Consider the following 26,651-nt stretch of genomic DNA (forward strand, 5'->3'; position numbering starts at 1 on the left):
TTTGATTTAACCCTATTTGATGCTGAGACACTTATGAATGACCTAAGGTCCCAACTGGCTAAACAAAAACGTTACGACGCGCTATTCGTTAATGCAACTAAGGCTTTTGCCATCCTCGTTCTCTTATCCTTGGGCGGCATTTTGGTCTCATTAATCATCGGGGCTTGGCCAAGTATTCAAGCATTTGGTCTCGGCTTTTATACCAGTAATAACTGGGATACGGTTGCCAATGAGTACGGTGCGCTAGCGCCTATTTATGGCACGCTTGTCACTTCGTTTATCGCGATTTTAATCGCCGTGCCAGTCAGCTTTGGTATTGCGATATTTCTGACCGAGATGTGCCCGAATTTCTTAAAAAAGCCACTTGGTATCGCCATTGAACTACTGGCAGGTATTCCCTCTATCATTTACGGTATGTGGGGATTGTTTGTATTTGCGCCATTTTTTGGCGATCACATTCAGCCGTGGTTTATCGAACACGTCGGTCCACTGCCTATCATCGGTAAGCTATTTGTGGGTGCACCAATGGGACTCGGTATGTTTACCGCTTCACTGGTACTTGCCATTATGATTATTCCTTTTATCGCGGCCACCATGCGTGATGTCTTTTCCGTGGTGCCGGATTTATTAAAAGAATCGGCTTACGGCATGGGTGCGACGACTTGGGAAGTTATGTTTAAGATTATCTTGCCCTATACCAAAGCGGGCGTCGTAGGCGGTGTCATTTTGGGATTGGGTCGTGCATTGGGTGAAACGATGGCCGTGACCTTCCTCATCGGCAACGCCTTTAATATCAGTCCAAGTCTATTTACTTCTGGGGTCACCATTACCTCTGCCCTTGCCAATGAATTCGCCGAAGCCTCTAGTGAGCTACATCTGGCGTCGTTATTACATTTAGGCTTAATTCTATTTGTCATCACTTTCATTGTGCTGTCTTTGGCTAAGCTCATGCTGATGCGCATGGATCATAAAGCAGGTAATCGATAGTAGCTGGATTTTTGATAGATTTTAATGGTTATTGGTACTGATAAGAATATGGGAAATGAGTGTTATGCCTACTAATGCTATGAATTCAGCGTTACCTGTTAAGACAAGCTTTGAAGATCGTTATAACAAGCGCCTTTATAACAAGCGGCGCTGGGCCAACAAGCTCGGTTTGGGTTTTGCCATGTCAGCGATGGTTTTTGGCTTGATTTGGCTGTTTTGGATATTGGTAACGCTTTTTGTAGAAGGCTTTCAAGGCATGGTGCAAATGCCTATCTTTACCGCCGACACTCCGCCGCCAATGAGCGCAGGTGGTTTACGTAACGCCATTGTCGGTTCCGTGATGTTGGCATTTTCGGGATTGTTTATCGGCGCGCCTATTGGCTTGATGACAGGGATTTATTTGTCTGAGTTCTCTCATGGCAGCATGCTTGGCAAGGTGACGCGCTTCTTAAACGATATTTTGCTCTCTGCACCTTCGATTGTCATTGGTCTCTTTATTTATGCGTTGATGGTAAAAGGCCAAAGCTTTTCTGGTTGGGCCGGCGCACTGGCATTGGCACTCATTGTCATTCCTGTTGTCGTGCGTACGACTGAGAACATGCTTAACTTAGTGCCCAACAGTATTCGTGAAGCGGCCTATGCACTGGGTACGCCTAAATGGAAAATGGTAACGCAAGTCACTATTAAAGCGGCTCGAGCAGGGCTGACCACTGGTGTGCTGTTGGCCTTTGCCAGAATCACGGGTGAGACAGCGCCATTACTATTTACGGCATTAAACAACCAATACTTTAGTACCGATATGAGTCAGCCAATTGCTAACTTGCCTAATACCATTTATCAGTTTGCGATGAGCCCTTATGACAATTGGCATGCACTTGCATGGGCCGCTGCACTGCTCATTACCGCTTCGGTATTGGTCCTAAATGTCTTGGCAAGATTCATCGGTGGTCGCAGCTCCAGCAAATAGCAGACAAACCAAATAAAAGCAGTTACTAAATAAAAATGATGCGTTTTTGACATGTGTTGCTGGAATAAATTTCACTTGCGTGCTGTGCCTACGCCGACAGAGGCCGCGCGAAATATATTCCAACAACACTGGGTCGTTTTTAAAGTAGATCAACTACACCATTTACTTAAATTTATATTCATTAAGCTAGGTTGGATAACATTATGAATGACGTCATAAGCAAAGTCCGTACAACAACTAATACGAATAACTTCAAGACGCCGACAGGCAATCTACTAAATAGGCCAATGTCGACGGCAGCGCAAATGCAGCAGCCAGATGCGGCAAACCTAACTAAGCAAACACTGCATGATATTCCCAAAAACATGCCTGCAGCAAAAATGCAGATTCGTGATTTAAGCTTTTATTATGGTGATTTTCAGGCACTAAAAAACATCAATATCGACATTCCTGATAAAAAGGTCACTGCCTTTATCGGCCCGTCAGGTTGCGGAAAATCGACTCTGCTACGTACTTTTAATCGTATGTATGACTTATATCCCGGCATGCGTGCAGAAGGCAATATCAATCTTGATGGCAAAAACATCTTAGGTAAAGACGTCGATGTCAACCTACTACGCGCGCAAGTGGGCATGGTGTTTCAAAAGCCAACCCCGTTCCCGATGTCCATCTATGACAATGTCGCCTTTGGTGTGCGTCTCTATGAAAAATTAAGCAAAGCTGAGCTCGATAATCGCGTGGAATGGGCACTAAAAAAATCGGCATTATGGCCAGAAGTAAAAGACAAGCTCAAAGCTTCAGGCTTGTCTTTATCAGGCGGACAGCAGCAACGACTGTGTATCGCTCGTAGTGTCGCTACCAAGCCTGAAGTGCTGTTACTTGATGAGCCAACCTCTGCACTTGACCCACTCTCGACAGGCGCCATTGAGGATTTGATTGAAGACCTAAAAAACGACTACACCATTGCCATCGTTACTCATAACATGCAACAGGCTGCGCGAGTGTCAGACTATACAGTCTATATGTATTTGGGCGATATGATTGAGATGGGCGAGACGGACCAAGTATTTACCACGCCTACGCAAAAAGCGACGGAAGACTACATTACTGGTCGTTATGGTTAACGCTGTGCAAATTAAAAGTACAGCAGACTAAAGCTATTTACACAAATTAAAAAACATATCTCGTTATAGTCGTTTCATTTTAAAAAGATATATGTACTGCTGGGGTGAATTTTGCGAAGCATCTGTCTGGCCTGCGCACAGCAAGCGAGGAAAATTTATCCCAGCAGCACGCCATTAACAGTGCCCTTCTTTTAGGTTGAACTGACTACACTAAAATACAGATATTTAGGAAATACCTCTTATGCAAAGTGACAAGCACATCTCCAAAAGTTTTGATCAAGATTTGGATGAGGCGATTCGTCTGTTTTTAGTGATGGGCGACCATGCAGCTAGCCAAGTTGCCAAAGCCATTCACGCCCTTATCGACAAGGATGACACACTGGCGCAAGAAGTCATCGAGATGGATTTTGAAATCAATCGGCAGGAGGTCGAGCTTGATGAGCATATCTTGTTATTGGTCGCCAAGCGTCAGCCAGCGGCCAGTGATTTGCGCTTGGTAATGTCCATCAGTAAAGGCGTGGTAGATCTGGAGCGCATCGGCGATGAAGCGGTCAAAATCGCCAAAATGGCCAATAAACTTGCAGCACAAGGCAAATCATCATACGGTTACGCTGAGGTTCAACATCTCAGCAATCAGGTTCGTATCATGCTACATAATGCGCTAGAAGCCTTTAGTCAGTCGAATGCTGAGCAGGCATTTGAAGTGATGCGCAATGATGATGTGGTCAATGAGGAATATCAGTCAGCGATTCGTGCCTTGATGACTTATATCATGGAGGACGCGCGCCACGTCTCCAAGGTCATCAATATCGTGTGGGTGTTGCGCGCGCTTGAGCGTATTGGTGATCATGCGCAAAACATCGCTGAGCTGGTTATCAACTATATCAGCGGACAAGATGTACGCCATTCGGACTATGCGCTGGTCGAAAAAGCGGTGCAAGAAGCCAATGATCGGATGGCGGCGCGCCGAACTAACGACGTGCCAGTGGCAGATATCGGCACAACAAATGATAATAGAAGCCAATAAAATAGACACAACTTATTGTAAGATACGTCTCGCATTGCTACCCTTATCAGCCCGTAGTGCTATCGAGAAATATCATGAAAAAATTACTGGTTGTAACCCCTACTATTTTATTATTAGCAGCATGTGCGACTAATGCACCAATAAATAATGGCCATAGTGGGCATAAGCCTCAAATACAAAAATCTTATGCTTTTAGCTGTGAAGATAATAGTAAGGTGACTGCTATTTATTCAGCGAATGGCAAATTCGCTAACTTAAGCTTGACCCTTCCTAAGCTTGGCTTACGCAATAAAAGAGTTAATCTTAAACGAGCAGTATCAGGTTCTGGTGCTCGTTATGTTAAGGAGTCAAGCTCTAAAGCCAGCTACGAATGGCAGACTAAAGCCAATGTTGGCGTCCTGAGTATCCGCTCAGTAAACGATCGTAAATACAGCGTTACTTGCCGACTATAAAAGCCATCATATTATTTTTTAAACCGTTCTCTTTTCAAACAGCTCGCCTTTTTAAATAACATTTTTTCTAAATAAACCCTCTTCATATTACTAGGAAGATCTAAAAAAAGTGCCCGTCGTTGAAATGACTGGCACTTTTTTCTTAAAAAGTCCTGTTATCAACAATTACTATTCTCAAGCTGGTGGCGTACCTTCGGCATTAGATATGACAGTGTCAATCTGTATCAAAGCATCCATAGGAATAGCGGCAACACCAATCACTGTTCTGGCTGGCAAGTCGTTATTGAAGAAGGTCTTATAAATATCATTTACCGCATCGATATCCGTGATGTCTGTAAGTTGGATGGTCATTTTTACCACATCGTCCATAACATGATCGATACTTTCTACAATGGCTTTGATATTTTCTAAGCACTGTTTGGTCTGCGCTTTTATATCACCATCGATTAGTTTGCCTGTTTCAGGATTTATAGGTAATTGACCTGAGAGATGGTTGTAATGAGAGAACGCCACCGTTTGTGTCGATAACGGGTTCTTCGGCGCTTTATCGGTATTGTTAGCCTTAATAGTGATGCTATGTTTATCTTCAGTGGCTTGTGGCGGTGTGCCATTTCCATGAGACACGATAGCATCAATCTGTACCAAAGCATCTAGCTGTAAATCTGACGCTATCACCATCGTCAGTGCCGGTAAATAGGCCGCGCTTCCATCACTGGTTGACTCTGGAAAGAATTCTTTATAAACGTCATTTACCACGTCCACATCGGCAAGACTCTTTAAAAAGATATTTACTTTGACAATTTCTTGAAGAGGAACGTCGATACTTTCTAAAATCGCTTCAATGTTTTGTAGGCATTGCTGCGTCTGCTCTTTGACACCACCAGCGACCAGCTTACCAGTTTCAATATCGACAGGCAGTTGCGCTGAGATATTATTGTAATGGGAAAAAGCGATCGTATGCGGCGATACTGAATCTTTTGGTACTTGTTCATTGTTTTTTGGTACTTTTACCAGCTCAACGGGTGCTTGCGGATACGTACCTTCACCGTTTGAGATAACAGCGTCCATTTGTACCAAAGCATCATCCATGGGTAGTGCTGCTACTGCTATGACCGTCCGTGTCGGCAGATAGCCTTGAAAAAATGCGGGGTAAATCGTATCGATGTATTTAATGTCTTCGATGTTTTTTAAAAATATATTAATTTTGATCACATCATTCATGTCATGATCGATGCTTGCTACAATGGTTTTGATATTTTTTAAGCACTGCGCGGCTTGGACTTTTATATCGTTCGCAACCAAATCACCGGTAGTAATATTGACAGGTAATTGCGCTGAGATATAGTTGTAATGCGAAAAAGCAACAGTTTGCGTAGACAGTAAATTTTGCGGAGCAATGTCCGTGTTTCTTGATACTTTTATGATAGTGTCATTAATAGCGTGATTAGTAGTGTCATTCATATCGGTATTCCCTATTTGATATGTGTTTTTATATAAATCTCAGTTTGATACAGTTTTATCGTTTTCTATAAAAAGCTAGCTATGGAACAAGACGAGAAAATTAAACTCAAAAAGCCGCAAGAAATCTGTGCGGCTTTTTAGATTTATCATGATAACTGGGTTGCAGCACTAGTAGAGACTAGCTAGTGAAGATCAGCTAGTAGCGATTAGCCAGCAGCCAATACCCCACCAATGATAGCAACCACGCCGCCTAATGCACGAGTAATACGGTTATCGGCTTTGAGCATCATGGTGCCGAGACCGCGACCGACAAAGGTAATGGCTAAGGTTGCGACTACGAAGCCAGCCATATAAAGCAGTAAGCTTGAACCTTGGGTCATCTCAGTTCCGTGAGCATAACCGTGGGCGACCATAAACAGCGCAACCAAAGTGCCACCAACAGCAGTCGGCAGTTTTGCAAGCGTCGCGATTAGTACACCGACTAGCAAGACTGACATGGCAATGCCTGTCTCTATCCCAGCCAAACTAACACCAGCCCATGCGAGGCCTGCGCCCGCTATCATGCCACCGACGACAAATAAAGGCGTGCCACGTTTCATCGTAGTGTTTTGGCGAATACTCCAAAAACCAATCGCACCCATGGCCAATAAGTGGTCAAGACCCATTAATGGATGCAATAAACCACTAAGAAAACCATTGCTCACATGCTCGCCATGGCCAGGATGGGCAACGGCTAAAGTGGCCGTCAGCATCAGCCCGATGGTCATTAATAGTTTCGCCACTGGCAACTTAGTCATTTTATTCATGGTATTCTCCCTCTGTTCTTTTTGTTTATTGTTAACTGGTATATAACTACTTTTTATATCTTGCTTGTACTATAAAGGCGTTTAAGCACTGATAGTTAAGCACTGGCAGTTAAGTATTAATAATTAAGCACTTATTCTTAAGCATCAGCGCTTAGCTTTCCAGGACGACGCTCAGGTAACATGCCCTGCTTTAAAATAAAGCTAATGATTTCTTCTACGCCTACACCGTCATACAAGTTGGTGAATATAAATGGACGCTCGCCGCGCATTTTTTTCGAGTCACGTTCCATCACATCTAGGGAGGCGTGTACATATTCAGCGATATCAATTTTATTGATAATTAGCAAATCTGATTTGGTAATACCGGGGCCGCCTTTACGAGGGATTTTGTCACCAGCAGCGACATCGATGACGTATAGAGTTAAATCAGAAAGCTCTGGGCTAAAGGTCGCGGCTAAGTTATCGCCGCCAGACTCTACTAACACTAGCTCTAGATTAGGATGACGCGTTTGCAAATCATCGATTGCGGCCAGATTCATAGAAGCGTCTTCGCGGATGGCCGTATGCGGACAGCCGCCTGTTTCCACACCAAGAATACGATCAGCAGGCAAGGCGTCGTGCTTAAGTAAAAAGTCAGCATCTTCACGGGTGTAGATATCGTTGGTAACCACGGCAATGTCGTAGTGATCTTTTAAGGCGCTACATAACTGGCGTAATAAGGCCGTTTTGCCAGAACCAACTGGTCCACCGACACCTACTCTTAAACAATGTTTCATGGCTATTTTTCCTTATATATTAGTCAAAATGTATGAGTCAAAGCGGTTATAAAATCGAAGAGGTTATAGCATTAAAGCGATCGTAAATAAAAAACGATTAGCTTCTAAATAATCTTGAATATTGGGTTTCGTGCTGGGCACTACCGAGCGCTAAGCCCGGTAAAATCGGACCTAACTGCTCATCGGTTAAAGCCAGCGCGGTATCAACGGCAGCGACCAGTTGCGGGCGTAGTTGCTCGTTTAAACGCTGTGCGGCAGTATGACCTAATGGCATCGCTTTACAGGCAACCGCCAGTTGGTTTTCCAGCCAGCCCCAAGCAAAGCCGAGTAAACTCTGGCGTATCGGTACTTGTCGCTGATGGGCAGTCCAAGCAAAAACGGTCACGTAACCGGGATCTTCTGGTAACTTCGCATGACCTAAGGCTGTCTGCGGCTGCAACTCTAAACTGTTGAGCAAGCGCATCAGTGCTTGTCCCAAACGTATGTCTTCGTCGCTCAGCTCAGCGGTCTCACGGTTGGCATGTATCCAGTCATTCCAAAAGGCCAGACCTTCACTGTCACCATTCTCCCAGCAGGTTTGCAAGCGTGCCAGTACTGGTAATTCGCAGCGAGACAAGCCATCGTCAAGTACGCCCTCTAACCACTCGCCAAGCTCAGTCTCATTACATACCCAGCCAAGCTCAAATGCACTCTCTAGGCCCTGCGACCAAGCGAATGCACCGATTGGCAATGCAGGGCTAATCAGTTGCATCAGTCCCAGCAGCGCCAGATCGCTGGTTGCTTCTGGCTGTACATCAGTGTGCATGGTTATGGTCGTCATTATGGGAATGTCCATGGGCATGATGGTGTTCGTGAGAGTGGTCATCCGTGTGTTCGTGTGAATGAGAATGGGCGTGTGCATGTTCATGGGCATGAGAATGTTCACGGCCAGCTTGCGCATAAGCACCAGACTCTGGATCAAATGGCGCCTGGTGATGGCTCAAGGTAGCTCCCAGCAGAACTGCCAATTCTTCTAACACATGATCTGGTGGGAACCGCACCCAATAACGTCCATCTTCGTCGCTACCAAGGGCGAGCGATACATGACGATTACCTAAGTGATAGCCAAGTCGTCCCAATGCCAAACCGCTCTCAACATAAGCGGTAGTAACTGGTTCATCAGCGGCAAACACTTGGACGATCTCGCCACTGCTCGCTTGTAGTAAATCACCATGACGCAGTACCGGACCTCGATCAAGGAACAAACCAACATCGAGGCCGCTATCAGTCACCGCTTTTAAGCGGCCACGTATGCGTAGCTCATAAGGTAGCGTCAGGGTGTCGTTTACATCGGCCTGAGTGTTGCCGTCGATTCTTTTTATTAATTCAAGCATATTGATATCCTTACAAGCGCTTTAAAACAAATGATAACGTTGGGCTAATGGTAATTCAGACAGTGGCTCACAAGTTAATAACACGCCATCTGCGCGAACTTCATAAGTTTGTGGATCTACTGTCAGCTCTGGGCAGGCGTCATTGAGCTTCATATCGCTCTTACGCATTTGACGGACGTTTTTACACGCAACCAGCCTGCTCTTTAGACCAAGCTTTTCTTCTAGGCCTGTATTCATTGCCGCTTGACTGACAAAAGTGATTCGAGTGGCAGCGGCAGCACGACCAAGTGCACCAAACATACGGCGATAATGCACTGGTTGCGGCGTAGAAATAGCCGCATTGGGATCACCCATTGCAGCGCCCGCTATCATGCCGCCTTTGAGGATAATTGATGGCTTAACGCCAAAAAAGCCCGGCTTCCACAATACCAAATCTGCCAGCTTATCCACTTCGATAGAACCAACTTCATGACCAACGCCATGAGTGATGGCTGGATTTATAGTGTATTTAGCAATGTAGCGCTTCACACGGAAGTTATCCGTCCCGCGTTCCTCATCTTCTGGTAACAGACCACGTTGTAGGCGCATTTTGTGCGCAGTTTGCCAAGTGCGGCACACTACTTCGCCAATACGGCCCATCGCTTGTGAGTCAGATGAAATCATCGAAATCACCCCCATATCATGGAGGATGTCTTCGGCAGCAATAGTCTCGCGGCGGATACGCGAATCGGCAAAGGCGACGTCCTCTGGGATACTTGGGTCTAGATTATGGCACTCCATCAACATATCGAGATGCTCATCAACGGTATTAATCGTATAAGGGCGTGTCGGATTGGTAGATGATGGTAAGACGTTGGGCAGGCTACAAGCGACGATAATATCGGGCGCATGACCACCACCAGCACCTTCAGAATGGTAGGTATGAATACAGCGATCTTTAAACGCCGCTACTGTATCTTCTACAAAGCCTGACTCATTTAAGCTATCGGCATGAATAGCAATCTGTATATCATAGCGATCGGCCACATCTAAGGCATTGCTAATAGAGGCTGGCGTCGCGCCCCAATCTTCATGGATTTTTAGACTCATTGCGCCCGCTTCTACTTGTTGCACCAGCGCTTCTGGCGTGCTAGCACTACCTTTACCAAGAAAACCAATATTAATGGGCAGGTCATCCACGGCTTGCATCATTTTGCCTAGATGCCAGGGACCTGGGGTATGAGTGGTCGCGATTGAGCCAGTCGCTGGTCCCGTACCGCCGCCAATCATAGTCGTTAGGCCACTCATTAATGCTTCGTCCACCTGCTGCGGACAAATATAATGCACATGAGTATCGACAGCACCTGCCGTCAAAATCTGACCTTCACCGGCTATAATTTCGGTACCAGGGCCAATGACGATATCGACATCAGGTTGGGTATCAGGGTTGCCGGCTTTTCCTATAGCAGCGATGTGGCCATTTTTTAGACCCACATCGGCTTTCACGATACCCCACCAGTCGATAATGATAGCATTGGTAATGACGGTATCCATCACGGCATCGTCGCAGCGCTGACTTTGCCCCATACCATCACGAATCACTTTGCCACCACCGAACATAACCTCTTCACCATAATGCGTGTAGTCTTTTTCGATCTCAATCCACAGCTCAGTATCGCCTAAACGAATTCTATCGCCAGTCGTTGGACCATACATATCTGCATAAGCTTGGCGAGTAATTTTCATAAGTTCGCTCCTGAGTCTGAGTTTTGGTTCTGACCCTGATCCTGATCTAAGGGACCCATTACCTCACCACGGAAACCATAAATATGGCGTAAGCCTGAAAAAGGAATTAAGGGTACATCACGGTGTTGACCCGGCTCAAAACGTATCGCCATACCTGCCGCAATTGCCAAGCGGTGTCCATACGCTTTTTTACGGTCGAAATCTAGAGCTGCGTTGGTCTCGGCAAAGTGATAGTGAGAGCCGACTTGGATAGGACGGTCACCCGTGTTTGCGACGTTGATAGTGATAGGTTCACGATCGACACATAACTCAATGTCATCGCTCTTTAGCTGATATTCACCAGGAATCATAGCAAGTCTCCTCAGACAATAGGGTTATGAACGGTCACAAGCTTTGTGCCGTCGGGAAAAGTTGCCTCAACTTGCAGGCTTTCGATCATCTCAGCGATGCCATCCATAACGTCATCTCGAGTAAGGATTTCGCGCCCGGCACTCATCATTTCCGCCACAGTACGGCCTTCACGCGCACCTTCCATAATGGCGCAACTGATCAGCGCTATTGCTTCAGGATAATTCAGTTTGAGGCCTTTAGCTTTGCGGCGCTCAGCAAGTAGCCCTGCAGTAAACAATAGCAATTTATCTTTGTCTCTTGGCGTTAATTCCATCGCTGACTCCTTCTTATATTATGGTTATCGTTATTGTTTTTTGGAAAGCCTATGTCATTAGAAGGCTTATGTTATTAATTATTAATAAATAGACAGATAAAAGCGTTTGGCAGCCCCCAAGCAAATGCTTGGGCACCAATCGTTAAGTCAACCAAATTCGTGGTGTGATAGCGTTGTGTCCGGTCAATCGCGGACGTAGCACTTCTCGTGCTTGCTGGAATAACTCCCAAGCTTCGTTACGCTCAACGCCTAAATAGCGTAGCAGCAATACGCCGCGACGATAGGTAACTGCCCAATGATTGGCAGCGGGTATATGCTCACGTAGTGCAGTGATGGCCTCTAGCGGATCGTCCAGTCCAACTGCCCATAGCGTCGCATGGACGGTGGCACCGCCCTGACCCCACATGCCAGCGAATCTGGGATGATCGGGGTCTATGCATTGGCGCTCTATCCATAACGGACGCCCATTACGAGTGAGATGAAAGCGCTGTTCGAGACGGCCACTGACGAAAGGTAGCTTACTGGCAGGACGGCCAAGACCGAGAATCTCCCACCCCAAGCATTTAGCATTGTCTTCTAAATCAATGATGATGGTCTGCTCGCCGCGAGAACCGTCAAAAGCCAACGTTTCTTGTGGTAGCCATTCTAAAGTAGCGTCATTAGCAATTTTTAGATAGGTATGCTGATTCCAAGCAACGCCATTGCTATCAGCTTTATAAAGCTTATTGGCAGCAGTTGTCGTTAGCAAAGTATGCGCGTTTGACGCTACAGTGACATCGATGTTGAGCGTATCACCGCTAGCGATACCACCTGGTGGATGTAGCAGATAGACATGACAGCAACCATCGCGACCTTCAGGGTAGAATGGTCTTTGGACACGTAAGGGACCATAATGGCGCGCTATATTCATACGAGTGATATGGGTATCACCATCAGCATGAGCCCCAAACCCCAACGTCAAAAATGCTGCCCAATGACGGTTGGCATCGAAGTGGTGTCCTGAGTCTGTAGCGGTTTGTTGTATTGTAGAACTATCGGATAATGTCATCATTCCATCAATTCCCTTTTTATAAACCCAGCGCGACATATATCGCTGAATCGTCACCTAATCGTCCTGATAGGCAGGTAATGAACTTAAGCAAAATGATCAAAATCGTTCACGTGCGCAGGTAAGGTTGACAACACTGGCTTAACAGCCATTAATGAATGTCAAAGTATAGGCATTGATTGCCTCAAAACTGTAAAGTAATAATCGTCAGATCAAACATCAAAATATTAGATATATCCTTTAGTATGTTTTGGCGTTGATTATTCTATGCGTAAAAAACGCTTATGAAATAGCCTATACTCTATAACTCTTATAGGCCATTCGTATAGGCTTGTCAAGATAATACTGGGAATATAGCGAAGAGTAAACTATGGTTGAATCTAAGTCATATCAATGAGTTAAATCGGTACAATTAATCAAATCACAACTCACGCCAGTGCAACCACAAGCGTGTGTCCAACTCAAACTGATGATAATCTGGCTCCATGTGGCAGCATAATTGATAAAAAGCCTTGTTGTGCTCATGCTCTTTAAAATGCGCCAATTCATGAACGACTATCATGCGTAAAAACTCAGGTGGCGCTTCTTTAAATAAGCTCGCTACCGTAATACTGTTATGCGATTTTAGCTTACTGCCTTGTACGCGAGACTGGGTAGTATGAATACCCAGCGCATGCTTAAGAACTTTTAACTTACTGCTATAACTGACATTCGATAATGGGCCAATTTTGCGCATAGATTGGTTTTTTATGTCGTTTATATATTGATACAGCGCCTTATCGCTTTGCACTTGGTGCTGATCAGGGTATTTATTTTCTAGGTACTCTCCTAGCCTGCCCTCACTGATGAGCAGTGCCGCTTGGCTTTGGATATGCTCAGAATAATGAGCGATGTATTTGAGTGTGGTCACAAATTTATCCTTTGCTGATACAGGGTATGTCCTAGTTAAAACACCTTGAAAATACCTTGAAAACGCTACGGTACTGCTGGTATATGATGTATAGATATCACTTCTCACTGACTATACTTTAAAACTTGTCTCTATATATTTTACTTTATAACACCTATTTACCTATAGCCAGTTCATAAATAAACCCCATAAGCTGCATTCAACTTATGGGGTCATATAAAAGACAATCTCGTCACTACATATAGCCAGTTAACATCTAGCCAATTAACGCTCTAAATGTAGATACTGTAGATGGCACTCGTACTGATGTAGAATATCGACCAGCACTTGCTCCTTGGTGTAGCCAACCAAGTCATACTCTTGCGAACCATCACTCAAGAACACTTCAGCACGGTAGTAAAATTCTGCATGCTTGGTCGAAGTATTCAGCGTAAAGTTAGGACGCTCAGCTTTGATGAGATTAACTTCATACACAAAGTCATCTTCATCGCCATGACCGACACGCAGTTTTACGCCATCTATCTGACCTTCATCTTGACCCTTACCAGCATCTATACTTTCACTGATATTATCAAGATTACGAATATCTAGAGAAGTGTTAAGACCGCCTGCTTTCAGCTCTTTTTCAACCTCGGTCATCGCTGGCATGACAGTATTTTGCAAAAATCTTTCAACTTGTGCGTGCCCTGGGAAGCTGACAATACGTTGCAGACGTGCTTTCCAGCTCTTACCGCTATCTAGCACGTTTGCAGTGCCAAGGGTGCTGGCTTTACGTTTATTACCTTCTTCTTTTAATGAGGTCCACATCGACATCATGTAAAGAACTAAAATAAGCGAGAACGGCAAACCGGCAATCACAGAAACGGACTGTAATGATGCAAAGCCACCTGCGAACAGTAAGCCTAGGGTAATCAAACCCGTTGCCGCCGCCCAAAACAAACGCAGCCATACAGGCGCGTCAGTATCATTGGTCATGCCTCTCGAGCTTAGGTTCGCGAGTACCAAAGCGCCTGAGTCAGCTGAAGTCACAAAGAATATAAGTCCAATGACCACGCCAGCAAATGATAAAATATCACTGTAAGGAAAGTACTCAAACAAGGCAAACATGCCCATCGCTGCATCATTGACTGCAATTTCGCCAAGCTCAGTTGCACCATTGGCGACTAGGTCTATGGCTGAATTACCAAAGATAGAGAACCATGCAAAGATGAAACCTAGCGGGATAAACATCACGCCAAATACAAACTCGCGCAAAGTACGACCACGGCTGATACGCGCAATAAATAAGCCTACAAATGGCGCCCAAGCAACCCACCATGCCCAGAAAAATATCGTCCAGCCTGATTTCCAATCGGCACCAGCAGTACCGTCATAGGCATAAACGTCGAATGTTTTGAAAACGATGGTTTGGAAATACTGACCGATACTTTGGGTAAAGGTGTTGAGCAAATAAATCGTATTACCCAGCACCAATATGGCAATCAATAGCAAAATTGATGCCAGCATATTGAATTCAGATAGACGGCGTACGCCTCTTTCTACGCCTGTCATCGCAGAGATAGCCGCAGCAGCGACCACGCCCAAGATAATCAGGCTCTGCACCATTTTGCTAGACTCGATACCGAAAACATGAGTTAAACCCGCATTGGCCTGCAATACCCCAATGCCTAGGCTAGTCGCAATACCCATCAGCGTACAGACGACACCAAAGGTATCAATACCATCACCAAGCCAGCCCTTGATTAGGCGCTCGCCAAAGATAGGTGTCAGTGGTGAGCGTAGTGCCAATGGCATATTTTTACGATAAGCAAAGTATGCCAATGCCATACCGATTAAGGCATAAATACCCCAGCCATGTAGACCCCAATGTAAAAAGGTCTGCGACAATGCTTCACGCATGGCCGCCTCACTGCCAGGCTCAAGCCCCGTATGCGGCGTCAAATAATGCATCAACGGCTCAGACGCACCAAAGAACAATAAATCAATTCCGATACCGGCAGAGAACAGCATTGCCGCCCATGCTAAAAAGGGGAACTGGGCTTTTTCGTGGTCTTGACCGAGCTTGATGTCGCCATATTTAGAGAAGCCAACAAACAAAGCAAAAATACTATAAGCGGCTACCACCAGCATGTAGTACCAGCCAAAACTCTCTGATACCCATGCCATGCCAGCGCTCAATAATGTCTCGCTATAATCTGGAAACATGATCGTCCAGATTATCAATAAAATAGAAATAATAGCTGAACCTAAAAAAACCGTCTTATTTAGAGTCAGGGATTTCGTCGCATCTTCTGATGGCGAGCTGTACATAAAAGACCTCAATAGGTAAATGAAACAGGGTCTGATATTGCTTGGTCCGTCATAACTTTATGACTGATAGTCAAATAAAATACGTATAACCGCATGACGCACAAAGCAGTACCAATAAACAAAAACTGCTATTTAAAATTTACTACTTAAATAACAGAGTAAATGATTTAAAATTCAACCATAAAGGTATTCGTTTTTTTCATCTAATAGTCGAGTCAATTTAAAAGTAGTACAAGGCAACCGAATGTAGATGTATACTTAATACTTCAAGTGAGGTTAACGCAGTAATACTTTTCTAATGGAACGACTATAGCGCTGATAAAAAAGACCTTTACTTCGAAAGGCCTTCTTGTTGAAATTATCTAATAGTGTTCAATAGCTTATAAAATCGTTTAAATAACAGAGCTGTAATCACGCATCGGCTCGGCTCTTAGCGGAGCGCCATTGGCGACATAATAATCTGCCGTCGAGCGCGGTAATTGCTTGCCGCGCATCTTATCAACGATTTTTTCTGCCAGCATAATGGTGGTCGCGTTAAGGTTACCACTAATTATATTTGGCATGATAGAAGCATCAACGACTCGTAAGCCACTAATACCATGCACCAGCCCTTCTCCATTGACTACCGAATCATTGCCTTCGCCCATCGGACAAGTACAAGATGGGTGATACGCCGTCTCACTGTGGTTACGAACGTACTCATCCAACTGCGCATCGGTCACCAAATCATCGGTCGGCGCAATAGCACGTCCGCGATAAGGATCGAGTGCTGGCTGATGCATAATCTCACGAGTGATACGCATCGCAGCGCGGAACTCCTGCCAGTCTTGCTCATGAGACATATAGTTAAATAAGATACTCGGATGAGCGCTTGGATCTTTTGAGGTCAACTTGACGCGGCCACGACTTGGCGAGCGCAATGAACCTACGTGTGCTTGAAAACTATGAGAGTTCACCGCACTGCGGCCATCGTAACGCACCGCTAACGGCAAGAAATGATACTGGATATTAGGATGGGTAAACTTCTCATCAGTACGGATAAAGCCGCCACCTTCAAACTGATTGGAGGCGCCAAGTCCCGTCCCCATAAACAACCATTCAGCACCAATCGCTGGCTTATTCCACCATTTATTGGCAGGTGCGATCGAGACCGGCAACTTACATTCGTACTGCATATACAGCTCTAGATGGTCTTGTAAATTATTACCGACACCCGGTAAATCTAAAATCTCAGTCACGCCTACATCTTTAAGCCATTGACCAGGACCAATACCTGAACGCTGCAACAGTTGCGGTGAAGCAATCGCGCCAGAAGAGACAATCACTTCACGAGATGCGTAAAAGTTTTTGGTTTGACCTTGGTGTTCTACTTTAACGCCTACGGCACGCTTGCCATCGAACAAAATCACATCGGTCAATGCACCAGTTAAAATGGTGATATTGCTACGCGGTTTGGCACGGTCAAGATAACCGCGAGCCGTTGATGCGCGGCGACCATTGGGCGTCACAAAACGATCCATTGGCCCAAAGCCTTCTTGCTGATAACCGTTTAGATCATCTGTGCTTGGATACCCAGCTTGCACGCCCGCTTCAATCATCGCTTCAAACAGCGGATTGACTCCTGGCTTTGAAGTGGTCATCTCAACCGGACCACCGACGCCATGATAATCATTCTCGCCAGCGTCGCAGTTTTCTAGCTTTTTAAAGTAAGGCAGACAGTCTGAATAAGTCCAATCTTCTAAGCCTTTGATTTTCGCCCAATCGTCAAAATCGAGCGCATTGCCACGGATATAGCACATGCCATTGATGAGTGATGAGCCACCAAGCCCTTTACCGCGACCGCAGTCCATCACGCGATTATTCATATTCGGCTCGGGATCGGTTTTGTATCCCCAGTTATAAGTGGTGCCTTGTAACGGCATCGCGAGCGCTGCTGGCATCTGGGTGCGAAAGTCTAGGCGATGGTCTGGACGACCCGCTTCTAACAGCAACACCTTAATGTTGGCATCTTCGGTCAAGCGCGTGGCCAGCACATTTCCGGCTGAGCCTGCACCGACAATGATGTAGTCATATTCAGGTGTGGTTGTTGTCATAAAATGCTCCATAATATTGAAAAATAAATCATTTAATATCAGTAAAATTGAATCAAAAGGACAAATTAGCCCAAATGAATCAATCTTACTGATTAAGAATTTTCTCAATACAGTTTATTAAAATACCGATTCAAACGCACCCAACTCTACTTGGATAGATTTGGTCTGTGTATAGTGCTCAAGGGCTTCAATACCATTCTCACGGCCAATACCCGAATGCTTATAACCACCCACTGGCATTTGCGCAGGTGATTCACCCCACGTATTTAGCCAGCAAATACCCGCTTCAATCTGACCGATTACTCGATGTGCGCGAGTCAAATCAGCGGTCACGACCCCTGCTGCCAAGCCGTACTCGGTATCATTGGCACGGCGAATGACTTCTTCTTCGGTCTCATAAGTCAATATCGACATCACTGGGCCAAAGATTTCCTCGCGTACAATAGTCATATCATCGCTGCAATCGGTGAACACAGTTGGTGCGACAAACGCGCCATTGGCAAGTTCGCCTGAGGTGATACGTTCGCCGCCAGTCAATACACGCGCGCCGCCCTCTTTACCTTGCTCGATATAGCCAAGCACTCTCTCCATGTGCGTAAAGCTGACCATTGGACCCATATTGATGTTCTCGTCCATTGGATCGCCGAGCTTAATACGCTCAACACGCGTTAAGATAGCTTGCTCAAACTTGGCTTGTAGCGCTTTAGGGATAAACACGCGCGTGCCATTGGTACAGACCTGACCACTGCTATAAAAGTTCGCCATCATTGCGATGTCAGCAGCGGTATCGATGTCAGCGTCTTCAAATATGATTAATGGTGACTTACCACCAAGCTCTAAGGTCACGTCTTTAAGCGACGATGATGCTGCGCTCGACATGACTTTTTTACCAGTCGGCACACCGCCCGTAAACGATACTTTGGCGATATCAGGATGCTGGGTTAATGCTTCGCCCACTTCGTAATTACCTTGCACGACGTTAAAAACGCCATCTGGCAAACCCGCTTCGGTAAATATTTCTGCTAGTTTTAAAGCAGTTAATGGCGTGACTTCTGATGGTTTAAAAATCATCGCATTACCTGCGGCCAATGCAGGTGCAGCTTTCCACATGGCGATTTGAATAGGATAGTTCCACGCACCAATACCGGCGACGACGCCGAGTGGCTCCTGACGCGTATAAACAAAGCTGCTATCACGCAGCGGAATCTGACGACCTTCAATCATTGGTGCAAGCCCTGCATAATATTCAACGACATCAGCACCGGTTACGATATCGACATACTTGGTCTCAGAGTAAGCTTTACCCGTGTCTTTGGTCTCAAGTAACGCCAGAACATCATTACGCTCGCGCAATATCTCAACTGCCTTTGACAAAATACGGCCGCGCTCAACTGCTGTCATCGCTGCCCATAGTTTTTGGCCTTGTTGCGCCGCTTTTACCGCTTCATTAATCTGCTCAGCAGTCGTTTGCTGAATGGTCGCCAGCACCTCACCAGTCGCTGGATTAATATCGTCAAAGGTAGTTAACGAGTCGTCGACAGCCAGATAACGACCGTTAATATAAGCGGTCTGCGTTTGTGTTAAATCAATAATGTCTTGTAAATTATTTACGTTTGTCTGAGTAGTTGTCATAAGTTTTCCTTAGGGCGACTGAAGCTTTATAAAAAAGCGTTAAGTAAATCATGCCGTCATGGGTTAAAGGTTAAATTTTCTGCGTGCGTGTTATTGATCAAAGCTGTTTGTCAAAATCAGTTATCAAGGCTGTTTATCAAAGTCTTGCTGCGTCATATTTATCAGGCGCTTACGCAATGAGATTTTGTCCGAGATATCGATACCTGAAAAGTCCGAGAGCCAAATACCATCGGCAACCAGACGCACCATACATAGCGTTTCAGTATTGTCGGTATCAGCGTGCTTTTTTAGCTGCTCATTTGACCACTCAGCCCAACGTTCACGCAGCATCCGATCTCCTAGCATCAGCACATACAGCGTGGCTTGGCTATTAAACTCGGCTTGGCCTTTTTCGCCCAAGCTAATCGTGGCATCGATATAAGCGCGGGTAAAAGAGCCATAGCGGACAGGGTCCTTTGCCATGGCTTGATTAACTTCTGCCTCAAACTTGGCCATCGCGTCATAAAACACCTCCAAGATAAGCGCATCTTTGGTAGCAAAATGATGCATCACTCCGCCTTTGGTCACGCCGACAGCATCCGCCACCGCTTGAAAGGTCACTTTAGATAAACCCTGCTCTAGCGTGATACGTGCTGCCTCATCAAGCAGCGCCCGCCGTACGAGTTCTGGCTGTTTTTTACGTTTATGCGCGTTCTGTATTTCCATTTTTATTTCCATGTTCATTTTCCCCTACCTGTCAGTGCACCACAGAATTAGACAGTAAGTTCATCACCACCACACCACCAACAATCATCGCAATGCCTACCACTGCTGCTGTATCAAGGCTTTGCTTAAAAAATACGATACCAACGAGCGAGGTCAGCACGATACCCAGTCCACCCCACAGCGCATAAGCGATGCCAAGTGGAATGGTCTTGAGGGTTTGGGTCAATAAATAAAACGAGATGGCATAAAGCACACCCATAATCAGGGTTGGCACCAAACGCGTAAATTGCTCTGACTTGACTAAAAACGTCGTGCCAACCACTTCACAAATGATAGCAATCGCGAGATAACCGTAAGCAATAGTGGTAGGACTCATAATTAAATTACCTGTTTTAAATCAAGCATATTCTCTCGATTGAGCGTAAAAGGGCCAATAATAAAATGTATCAATACATTTTAAAGAAACCATACAGACGGTATTTTATACAAATATTTTAGTAATGTGAAGGGTAAGTTTTTATCATTTGTCATTTATATAGCAGATAACGACGTACATTTAAAATGAGCAGAGAAAAATACGCTTCTCAAATATTACGCGAGTTAAACAAAAAATAGAGTCATACCTAAACGTGGATGACTTTAATACCATCCAATAAACCGTTTAAATATCACTCTATTATTTTATATAGTAATGTAATTAGTTATATTTTATCTACAAAACTAAGCCAGCTCTAAGCTCATCTTAGGACCGAATGGCTCATAACGAACATTGTCTACTCCATGCTCGAGTTTCATCAGCCCATCAATCATATTTTCCATAAATGGCATCGACCCGCACACATAAATATCAGCAGGCTTTGGTAGAGTAGCAAGATAACGTTCATCAAGTATTTGTCCCGCGTCAAAATAGAAAATATTTTTTTCAACGTTTGCTGCTGACTCTAAAAGCTTATCAACCTCAATATCAAAGGCGTGATGATGTTTATTTTGGCAAGCATATACCCAAATGATAGGTCGCTGTGAGTTCGCAGTTACTTGCGCCTCTAACATCGATAAGATGGGCGTAACACCAACGCCAGCACTAATCAGTACTAATGGCACATCGTTTTGCTGCACCATATCTTGGTTGAGCTCAAAGTCACCAGCAGGGGCAGATAATAAAATGGTATCGCCGACCTCTACCTCATCATGTAAATGGTTGGAGACCAAACCATAATGCTCATTGCGATTGTCGCGTCTGACGGCAAACTGAATGCCTGTATCAGTGTTGGCAGAATATAAAGAGTAATGACGTAGTGCAACATGATCACTGTCTTTTGGATCTGTTTTTACCGTGATATATTGACCAGCAGTAAGGTTGAGCTTACTTAGGTCAATGTCTTGACTGTCCTCTGCATTATCATTGACAGGAACGACGGTAAAGGCGGCGATATCGGTGGCTGCAGCCACCTTTTCAACGACCTTAAAGGGCGCAAAACCTTCCCACATTTCTTGCTCATACATGCTCTTTTCGAGCTGAATAAAGACGCCAGCAATCTCATCATAAGCTTCAGTCCAAGCGTCGATGATGTCGTCATTGGCCGCCTCCCCTAACACTTCCTTTATCGCGCCAAGTAGATGCTTACCCACGATCGGATAATGCTCTGGCAAGATCTGTAAAGCGCGGTGCTTATGACTGATTTGGGTTACTTGCGGTAGCAAAATAGCCAAGTTTTCAAGGTGTTTGGCAGCGGCCAAAACTGTGGTCGCAAGGGCAGTCTGCTGGCGACCTAGCTTTTGATTGGTCTCGTTAAAAATGTCTAACAGCTCAGGATGCTCTTCAAACATATTTTGATAAAACACGGTGGTAATCGCAGTGCCATGCTCTTCAAGCACAGGTACGGTTGCTTTTACAATTTCTATCGTTTTTGGTGACGCCATGATATTTTCCTTGGTGTTTCATTATATTGATAAGTTGAGGTACTGACACCGGTAACAGTGCCTAAAGTTTTGAGTATTAATTAAATCTTGTTAGAACGATTACTCAAAGTATAATTCGCCTATTTCTTAAAAGTTCATTTAAAATGAATCTTATATTATTTCTATAAAAATATCAATCTGTATTGCGGTCATGTTTGCTTCTACTTTTGCTACAACCCATATTTTACAGACAAAAAAAGCCTCAATCTTTAAGATTGGGGCTTTAAAATCTGGTAGTCGTAACTAGATTCGAGATAGCGACCTCTACTATGTAAAGGTAGGTCAAGTAACCGCTCTTAAATGATAGAATGTTACCTATACTGCTTATAAGCTTCTAGATAACGATATATTGATAATATGTTCATGTACATTAAACCTTAAGTAATGGTTAATAATTTACGTTAATGGTTACTATGTCAGAATAAACATCAGGTTTTACATCGGTATTTGGTACAGTCACGTATACAGTATGTGTTTGGGATGTGCCATTGCCTTGACCTGCGACGCCATTGGTTAAAGTAGCATAAGTGTTACCATTATTGCCCCATACCGTACCACTCTCATTCGATTGAAGTTGATAATGTACCACATCAATATCACCTCTGGTTCCCCTCATGGCTCCAACACCATTATTATTGACTACTCCCTTATACGCAGCAGGCGCTAAACCAATGTTGTAGGATGTCTCATTAGTGCAGTTGACATTGATAAGATTAGATGCTGTTCCTGATATAGGTGTAGTGGTCGCAGCAACTCTACCAAGATTTAAAGCTCCCGTTGTAGTAACAGCACAGTATGCATTAACAGAAGCCTTACTGTCATACGGAAACTCATAGGTTGAAGTTGAGTTGTCTACGGCAATACAATTGGCTGGAGCTCTCCTTCCCTCTATTGAATTGACGGTCATAACCACTTGGTTCTGAAGCGCGTAATTACCTGCAATAAGCTTGGTTTGTCCAGCAACAACCTGAGCATATACCGTAATACTACCAGTAATAGTCGTGTTGTTACTGCTCGTCAATATCAATTGTAGCGGTTCATCATCTGTAATTGGCTTAGTGAAGTTTGGGTCAGAGAATAAACTGAAAGCTAATAATGAATTACTTGGTCCGAGCAGTTCATAATGACGGTTGGAATTTAAAGGTCCAAAAGTGTAGCAAATTCGAGCAGTTGAATCACGTCCCTCACTCCCTTTGCATTCATAATTAAGAGTTGTCGAAGTCGTAGCCGAACTGGATAAAGGATCAACGACACCAAAATTTAAACTGTTGATGTTGTTTACACTACCTGACTGGGTACAACTAACGGGTCCAGAGCCAATATCAGCGAATGTAGTTGCAGGCTTAGCTAGGAAAAATATAACCAATACCATAAGAAGTATGTAATACCATTGCAGTCGTAACATTACTGTACCTTATGGCAGACAAGAGGACCTATGAGCGGAATCTCGCCACCTTGCTTGGTATAACGAAATTTTACTGTGCAAATACCATTAGAAGGCGTAGTAATCTCCAATATATTTTCCTCATCTAAAGTGTCTAGATATACTTCTCCATCAAAACCTATCACTGACGTCTGAGCCTCATCATTAGACAGTATTTTCACTTGACTACCAAGCGCAATCGGCTGATACGCGCTGTCTGTTAAGATGATAGTTGCGGAGCGGACCGGTGCAATATCAAAGGCTACCATCACTCCTGTGCGATCCATCGGCGTTGCTTCAATACTCACTTTATTGATACGCGTATCAGCAGGCAACTGCATAGGGTCAATACCAATTTTATTGTTTTGATAGGCATTAAGTGACGTTACTAGTAAGAGTCCCTGTTTATTGGTAGTACCGACGGGATTATTTTGTAACAGAACGGGCACATTAGCGATATCTCCTGTAGATACTACGGCAAAACCATTATCTATTTGGCGAGCAGGAAATATACCGCCACCCATCATTACTAATGATCCTATACCACTGGCATAAGTAGCATACTGATTATCAATACTGCTGATTCCACCTTGTACTCGTCCGTATCGTCCAAGATAACTTAGCTCAGCCAATGCACTAACACTATTATAATTTTCTATGTTTTTATCTAAAAGTGTAGCAGAGTTGGTAGCTGCGCTACGCCTTACCTGCGCACGCCAGTCAATACCGCCTGATCTTTCGACTGATTTTGAAATATCAGCAATCAAGACGTTATGCTCGTCTGTGTGTTGCATACTACTACTTATCGACATATTGCGATCCAGAGATAAAGAGGCCCCAATGGAAATATTGCTATTAGCAGAATGATTAAGATCATGATTGTAATTCATGTTTAGGCTCAAGCTCTGACCAAAGGCTTTAGACCAATAGGCACTAACTAATTTTGTAGACTCCATCTCAGCTTGAGCAGTCTGATTATAACTTAGCCCAAAACTTCCTAAGGATTGTGAACTATAGCCAGTTGAGATTTGCTCACTACGTCTTACAGGTGCAGCGCCATACTGTGAGCCCACATCACGGTATACACCATGAGTACCCAATGCGTTAAAACCCATACTAAATCTATTGTTATTCCAGGAATAGTTAGTACTATATTGTATACCGTTCTCTCCCTGACTCTCGCTACCAGCTATCGAAGCAAACAAAATACCACCTGCGCGTCCTAGTAGCCAAGTCCCACCAATACCTGCATTACTAAGTCCATGAACTACCTCGGCATGGGCTTCTGCGGTAAAATTATTGTTTATTCCATAACGCAATGTACCACTGGCAGCAATATTGTCATCATAATCAAAAGAGTCAATCCCATAACTTTCACGAACTGCTCCAAGCTCTAGTGACCAGTCAAGTAATTCTGGTTGTAGCAAACGATGAGTATCATATAAAGAATAATTAAGAGTCGTGCTCTGACCTAGTGCATCTGTCACCACTAGTTGAGCAGTACCGGCACCACTAATGCTAGGTGCAGATTTTAGCTCAAAAGGACCTGCGGGTACTTGGCCGCTATAGTGTTCAAGGCCATTGACATACAATTCCACCTTGGAAGGTAAGGTAGCTGACCCAAAAAATGACGGCAAAGGTGTGGTTGATCGATAGGGTTGTAGATCAAAGTTGGTACCAATCTGCAGACCTCCCAAACGTGTAGAACGCGTCCAAGACAGTGCACCTGTGAGAATATCACCTGCACGAACTGTCAGTAACTTGTCAGGGAACGACTGACTCCAGCTCGTATCCAACCTTACCGTTTGACCTTTCCATTCACCGTCAAGACTGACACTATCAGCAGAACGATTGCCAGTAGTTAAAGCAGTAGAACTAACTACACCGTGGGCATTAAACGCGCGCAATTCAGTATAAGCGCTTAGATTTTTGGCATTGTGATGGTTTTGAGTGGCATGAATATTATAGTTCAATAGAAGACCAGGTGATACGGTTGGTATCGGACGCTTGTTAGTCCGCGTACTACGAATAGTAGTATCTAAATTAAGCAAATTAAGAGGTGCGATAAGCTCAAGCGATTGCTGACGCATGTCATAATCAATCTTGAGGTCAGGCAAACTATTAAGTGGAATAGTATCGTCAACATCTTGTGGTAAGATAAAGCCAAGTTGTTGTAGGATAGCAGTAGTTGCCCAAAGGCGATCGTCATGGTAGACAAAGTGAATCAGACCTTTACTTGCACCATTTAGCGTAACGTCCAAATACAAATCCAATCCAGAACTATCGTCAGGGTTATAGTGTTTCGAGTCAGGCTGTACCAGTTTATTATCGTTACTATGTAAATCGTTGGTATTGAAATTTGGGGTGTCTATAGAAGGTTTAGGTGAAAAAGCAGTGTCTTTAACAACACTGCTAGTAGAGATACCTTCAGTTGGAATTGCAGCGTGAATAGTAGAAACTGCATTACTCTGTAAAAAAAGGATTTTAGCGAGCAGTATTATCCAATGTGACGTCGGGTGTCGTCTTTTTACCATTCAGTATAACCTTGAATGTACCCTCTGAGGTTAGAACAGAGGGTGATATTTTCAGTGTCCAATACATAGTTGCACCGGGTAACACATACCCTAGCAAACCTTGATGGAGATCAAGGCTATTGCCAGCTGTATCAACAAAACTCAGACCAGACAGTTTTGCATGCCCATTACCAAGATTACTAACACGTATTTTAATCTGCTCGTTATCCGGCTGCGGATGCATGCTCCATTGCAACTGCGGACTCGTCTTGTTAATTCCCAAGGGCTGTACAAACACTGGTAGTGAGTAGCTTAAAGCGAACTGTAGGCCACTCGTTTGCTCTGGTAATTTGACTGGTATCTCATTGATCAAAATCCGGTAAGAACCTTCTACAGCATCTGTACCTTGTGGCGGTGCTTTAGCACGGATAATACGCACCAACTGCTGCTCACCTGGTTTTAGCTCTGTCATAGGTGGACTTGCTAATAACTCTCGCGAAGGAACGAGTTGATCACCTGTATCATCTTGCATCCATTGATGTATCCGCACTTGTGCGTTTATCACATGATTACTAGAGTTACTTAGTGTCAAACCACTAGCATTCTCTCGAGCTTGTAAGCTTAAAGAGATAGGAGAGACTTGAAGACCAGCTGCCATTGCCATACCAGAATAAAGTATGGCTCCTGCAAACAGAG

The 26,651-nt window shown here is 44.5% G+C and carries 24 protein-coding genes; 5 read left to right on the top strand and 19 right to left on the bottom strand.

Annotated features, from left to right (window positions below):
- The first annotated feature begins 33 nt into the window (after nucleotides 1–33).
- The 5 genes from pstC (at nucleotide 34) to ACS8FC_RS01630 (ending at nucleotide 4,557) form a co-directional block, all read left to right on the top strand.
- The gene (gene pstC, locus ACS8FC_RS01610) at nucleotides 34–987 is read left to right on the top strand and encodes a phosphate ABC transporter permease subunit PstC (protein WP_439295676.1); all 954 of its coding nucleotides are present in this window, start codon (nucleotides 34–36) and stop codon (nucleotides 985–987) included.
- Between the two features lie 64 nt (nucleotides 988–1,051).
- The gene (gene pstA / locus ACS8FC_RS01615) at nucleotides 1,052–1,954 is read left to right on the top strand and encodes a phosphate ABC transporter permease PstA (RefSeq protein WP_439261741.1); all 903 of its coding nucleotides are present in this window, start codon (nucleotides 1,052–1,054) and stop codon (nucleotides 1,952–1,954) included.
- A 203-nt stretch (nucleotides 1,955–2,157) separates the two neighbouring features.
- Complete coding sequence (gene pstB, locus ACS8FC_RS01620; protein WP_439261742.1) at nucleotides 2,158–3,078, top strand: phosphate ABC transporter ATP-binding protein PstB; 921 nt, start codon at nucleotides 2,158–2,160, stop codon at nucleotides 3,076–3,078.
- A 241-nt stretch (nucleotides 3,079–3,319) separates the two neighbouring features.
- Entirely contained in the window at nucleotides 3,320–4,105 is a 786-nt protein-coding gene (gene phoU, locus ACS8FC_RS01625; RefSeq protein ID WP_439261743.1) for a phosphate signaling complex protein PhoU, read from the top strand.
- Nucleotides 4,106–4,179: 74 nt separating this feature from the next.
- Entirely contained in the window at nucleotides 4,180–4,557 is a 378-nt protein-coding gene (locus ACS8FC_RS01630) for an MliC family protein (protein ID WP_439261744.1), read from the top strand.
- Nucleotides 4,558–4,731: 174 nt separating this feature from the next.
- On the opposite strand, the gene ACS8FC_RS01635 is transcribed toward ACS8FC_RS01630, so the two are convergent.
- From ACS8FC_RS01635 to ACS8FC_RS01725, 19 genes are all read right to left on the bottom strand, one after another.
- Nucleotides 4,732–6,018: a RidA family protein gene (locus tag ACS8FC_RS01635; protein WP_439295677.1), complete on the bottom strand. Its 1,287-nt coding sequence runs from the start codon at nucleotides 6,016–6,018 to the stop codon at nucleotides 4,732–4,734.
- A 206-nt stretch (nucleotides 6,019–6,224) separates the two neighbouring features.
- Complete coding sequence (locus ACS8FC_RS01640; RefSeq protein ID WP_439261746.1) at nucleotides 6,225–6,824, bottom strand: HupE/UreJ family protein; 600 nt, start codon at nucleotides 6,822–6,824, stop codon at nucleotides 6,225–6,227.
- Nucleotides 6,825–6,961: 137 nt separating this feature from the next.
- Entirely contained in the window at nucleotides 6,962–7,600 is a 639-nt protein-coding gene (gene ureG, locus ACS8FC_RS01645) for an urease accessory protein UreG (protein WP_058369267.1), read from the bottom strand.
- A 97-nt stretch (nucleotides 7,601–7,697) separates the two neighbouring features.
- Nucleotides 7,698–8,420, bottom strand: coding sequence for an urease accessory protein UreF (locus ACS8FC_RS01650; RefSeq protein ID WP_439261747.1), 723 nt, complete (start codon nucleotides 8,418–8,420; stop codon nucleotides 7,698–7,700).
- On the bottom strand, nucleotides 8,395–8,973 hold the full coding sequence (gene ureE / locus ACS8FC_RS01655; protein WP_439295678.1) for an urease accessory protein UreE: 579 nt from the start codon (nucleotides 8,971–8,973) through the stop codon (nucleotides 8,395–8,397). Before ureE ends, ACS8FC_RS01650 begins: the two co-directional genes overlap by 26 nt.
- A 21-nt stretch (nucleotides 8,974–8,994) precedes the next feature.
- Entirely contained in the window at nucleotides 8,995–10,698 is a 1,704-nt protein-coding gene (gene ureC / locus ACS8FC_RS01660) for an urease subunit alpha (protein ID WP_439295679.1), read from the bottom strand.
- Complete coding sequence (locus ACS8FC_RS01665; RefSeq protein ID WP_439261750.1) at nucleotides 10,695–11,048, bottom strand: urease subunit beta; 354 nt, start codon at nucleotides 11,046–11,048, stop codon at nucleotides 10,695–10,697. The genes ureC and ACS8FC_RS01665 overlap by 4 nt, the downstream gene beginning before the upstream one ends.
- 11 nt (nucleotides 11,049–11,059) lie before the next feature.
- On the bottom strand, nucleotides 11,060–11,362 hold the full coding sequence (ureA, locus tag ACS8FC_RS01670) for an urease subunit gamma (protein ID WP_058369263.1): 303 nt from the start codon (nucleotides 11,360–11,362) through the stop codon (nucleotides 11,060–11,062).
- A 142-nt stretch (nucleotides 11,363–11,504) separates the two neighbouring features.
- On the bottom strand, nucleotides 11,505–12,413 hold the full coding sequence (locus ACS8FC_RS01675; protein WP_439295680.1) for an urease accessory protein UreD: 909 nt from the start codon (nucleotides 12,411–12,413) through the stop codon (nucleotides 11,505–11,507).
- A 418-nt stretch (nucleotides 12,414–12,831) separates the two neighbouring features.
- A complete protein-coding gene (locus tag ACS8FC_RS01680; RefSeq protein ID WP_439295681.1) occupies nucleotides 12,832–13,320 on the bottom strand; it encodes a M48 metallopeptidase family protein in 489 nt (162 codons plus the stop codon).
- A gap of 264 nt (nucleotides 13,321–13,584) precedes the next feature.
- Nucleotides 13,585–15,630 (bottom strand): choline BCCT transporter BetT, encoded by a 2,046-nt coding sequence (gene betT / locus ACS8FC_RS01685; RefSeq protein WP_439295682.1) that lies wholly within the window; start codon nucleotides 15,628–15,630, stop codon nucleotides 13,585–13,587.
- A gap of 392 nt (nucleotides 15,631–16,022) precedes the next feature.
- Complete coding sequence (gene betA / locus ACS8FC_RS01690; RefSeq protein WP_439295683.1) at nucleotides 16,023–17,723, bottom strand: choline dehydrogenase; 1,701 nt, start codon at nucleotides 17,721–17,723, stop codon at nucleotides 16,023–16,025.
- A 117-nt stretch (nucleotides 17,724–17,840) separates the two neighbouring features.
- A complete protein-coding gene (gene betB, locus ACS8FC_RS01695) occupies nucleotides 17,841–19,355 on the bottom strand; it encodes a betaine-aldehyde dehydrogenase (protein ID WP_439261755.1) in 1,515 nt (504 codons plus the stop codon).
- A 123-nt stretch (nucleotides 19,356–19,478) separates the two neighbouring features.
- Nucleotides 19,479–20,060 (bottom strand): TetR/AcrR family transcriptional regulator, encoded by a 582-nt coding sequence (locus ACS8FC_RS01700; protein ID WP_439261756.1) that lies wholly within the window; start codon nucleotides 20,058–20,060, stop codon nucleotides 19,479–19,481.
- 31 nt (nucleotides 20,061–20,091) lie between these two features.
- Nucleotides 20,092–20,436, bottom strand: a complete 345-nt coding sequence (locus tag ACS8FC_RS01705; RefSeq protein WP_439261757.1) for a DMT family transporter — start codon at nucleotides 20,434–20,436, stop codon at nucleotides 20,092–20,094.
- A gap of 344 nt (nucleotides 20,437–20,780) precedes the next feature.
- Nucleotides 20,781–21,980, bottom strand: a complete 1,200-nt coding sequence (locus ACS8FC_RS01710; RefSeq protein ID WP_439295684.1) for a globin domain-containing protein — start codon at nucleotides 21,978–21,980, stop codon at nucleotides 20,781–20,783.
- Nucleotides 21,981–22,407: 427 nt separating this feature from the next.
- The gene (locus ACS8FC_RS01715) at nucleotides 22,408–23,424 is read right to left on the bottom strand and encodes a Csu type fimbrial protein (protein WP_439295685.1); all 1,017 of its coding nucleotides are present in this window, start codon (nucleotides 23,422–23,424) and stop codon (nucleotides 22,408–22,410) included.
- Nucleotides 23,424–25,976 (bottom strand): fimbria/pilus outer membrane usher protein, encoded by a 2,553-nt coding sequence (locus ACS8FC_RS01720; RefSeq protein WP_439295686.1) that lies wholly within the window; start codon nucleotides 25,974–25,976, stop codon nucleotides 23,424–23,426. Before ACS8FC_RS01720 ends, ACS8FC_RS01715 begins: the two co-directional genes overlap by 1 nt.
- Nucleotides 25,927–26,613, bottom strand: coding sequence for a fimbrial biogenesis chaperone (locus ACS8FC_RS01725; RefSeq protein ID WP_439295687.1), 687 nt, complete (start codon nucleotides 26,611–26,613; stop codon nucleotides 25,927–25,929). The genes ACS8FC_RS01720 and ACS8FC_RS01725 overlap by 50 nt, the downstream gene beginning before the upstream one ends.
- Between the last annotated feature and the right edge of the window lie 38 nt (nucleotides 26,614–26,651).

This window comes from Psychrobacter sp. 1Y4, assembly GCF_051847555.1.

What these genes read in the sequence shown, in the direction of transcription:
- phoU (WP_439261743.1), top strand. Translation starts at nt 3,320, where the DNA reads ATGCAAAGTGACAAGCACATCTCCAAAAGTTTTGATCAAGATTTGGAT.
- ureG (WP_058369267.1), bottom strand. Translation starts at nt 7,600, where the DNA reads ATGAAACATTGTTTAAGAGTAGGTGTCGGTGGACCAGTTGGTTCTGGC.
- ureE (WP_439295678.1), bottom strand. Translation starts at nt 8,973, where the DNA reads ATGCTTGAATTAATAAAAAGAATCGACGGCAACACTCAGGCCGATGTA.
- ACS8FC_RS01635 (WP_439295677.1), bottom strand. Translation starts at nt 6,018, where the DNA reads ATGAATGACACTACTAATCACGCTATTAATGACACTATCATAAAAGTA.
- ACS8FC_RS01675 (WP_439295680.1), bottom strand. Translation starts at nt 12,413, where the DNA reads ATGATGACATTATCCGATAGTTCTACAATACAACAAACCGCTACAGAC.
- ureC (WP_439295679.1), bottom strand. Translation starts at nt 10,698, where the DNA reads ATGAAAATTACTCGCCAAGCTTATGCAGATATGTATGGTCCAACGACT.
- ACS8FC_RS01720 (WP_439295686.1), bottom strand. Translation starts at nt 25,976, where the DNA reads ATGGTAAAAAGACGACACCCGACGTCACATTGGATAATACTGCTCGCT.
- ACS8FC_RS01640 (WP_439261746.1), bottom strand. Translation starts at nt 6,824, where the DNA reads ATGAATAAAATGACTAAGTTGCCAGTGGCGAAACTATTAATGACCATC.
- ACS8FC_RS01650 (WP_439261747.1), bottom strand. Translation starts at nt 8,420, where the DNA reads ATGACGACCATAACCATGCACACTGATGTACAGCCAGAAGCAACCAGC.
- betT (WP_439295682.1), bottom strand. Translation starts at nt 15,630, where the DNA reads ATGTACAGCTCGCCATCAGAAGATGCGACGAAATCCCTGACTCTAAAT.
- pstC (WP_439295676.1), top strand. Translation starts at nt 34, where the DNA reads ATGAATGACCTAAGGTCCCAACTGGCTAAACAAAAACGTTACGACGCG.
- ACS8FC_RS01630 (WP_439261744.1), top strand. Translation starts at nt 4,180, where the DNA reads ATGAAAAAATTACTGGTTGTAACCCCTACTATTTTATTATTAGCAGCA.
- ACS8FC_RS01700 (WP_439261756.1), bottom strand. Translation starts at nt 20,060, where the DNA reads ATGGAAATACAGAACGCGCATAAACGTAAAAAACAGCCAGAACTCGTA.
- betA (WP_439295683.1), bottom strand. Translation starts at nt 17,723, where the DNA reads ATGACAACAACCACACCTGAATATGACTACATCATTGTCGGTGCAGGC.
- ureA (WP_058369263.1), bottom strand. Translation starts at nt 11,362, where the DNA reads ATGGAATTAACGCCAAGAGACAAAGATAAATTGCTATTGTTTACTGCA.
- betB (WP_439261755.1), bottom strand. Translation starts at nt 19,355, where the DNA reads ATGACAACTACTCAGACAAACGTAAATAATTTACAAGACATTATTGAT.
- ACS8FC_RS01725 (WP_439295687.1), bottom strand. Translation starts at nt 26,613, where the DNA reads ATGGCAGCTGGTCTTCAAGTCTCTCCTATCTCTTTAAGCTTACAAGCT.
- ACS8FC_RS01705 (WP_439261757.1), bottom strand. Translation starts at nt 20,436, where the DNA reads ATGAGTCCTACCACTATTGCTTACGGTTATCTCGCGATTGCTATCATT.
- pstB (WP_439261742.1), top strand. Translation starts at nt 2,158, where the DNA reads ATGAATGACGTCATAAGCAAAGTCCGTACAACAACTAATACGAATAAC.
- pstA (WP_439261741.1), top strand. Translation starts at nt 1,052, where the DNA reads ATGCCTACTAATGCTATGAATTCAGCGTTACCTGTTAAGACAAGCTTT.
- ACS8FC_RS01665 (WP_439261750.1), bottom strand. Translation starts at nt 11,048, where the DNA reads ATGATTCCTGGTGAATATCAGCTAAAGAGCGATGACATTGAGTTATGT.
- ACS8FC_RS01710 (WP_439295684.1), bottom strand. Translation starts at nt 21,980, where the DNA reads ATGGCGTCACCAAAAACGATAGAAATTGTAAAAGCAACCGTACCTGTG.
- ACS8FC_RS01715 (WP_439295685.1), bottom strand. Translation starts at nt 23,424, where the DNA reads ATGTTACGACTGCAATGGTATTACATACTTCTTATGGTATTGGTTATA.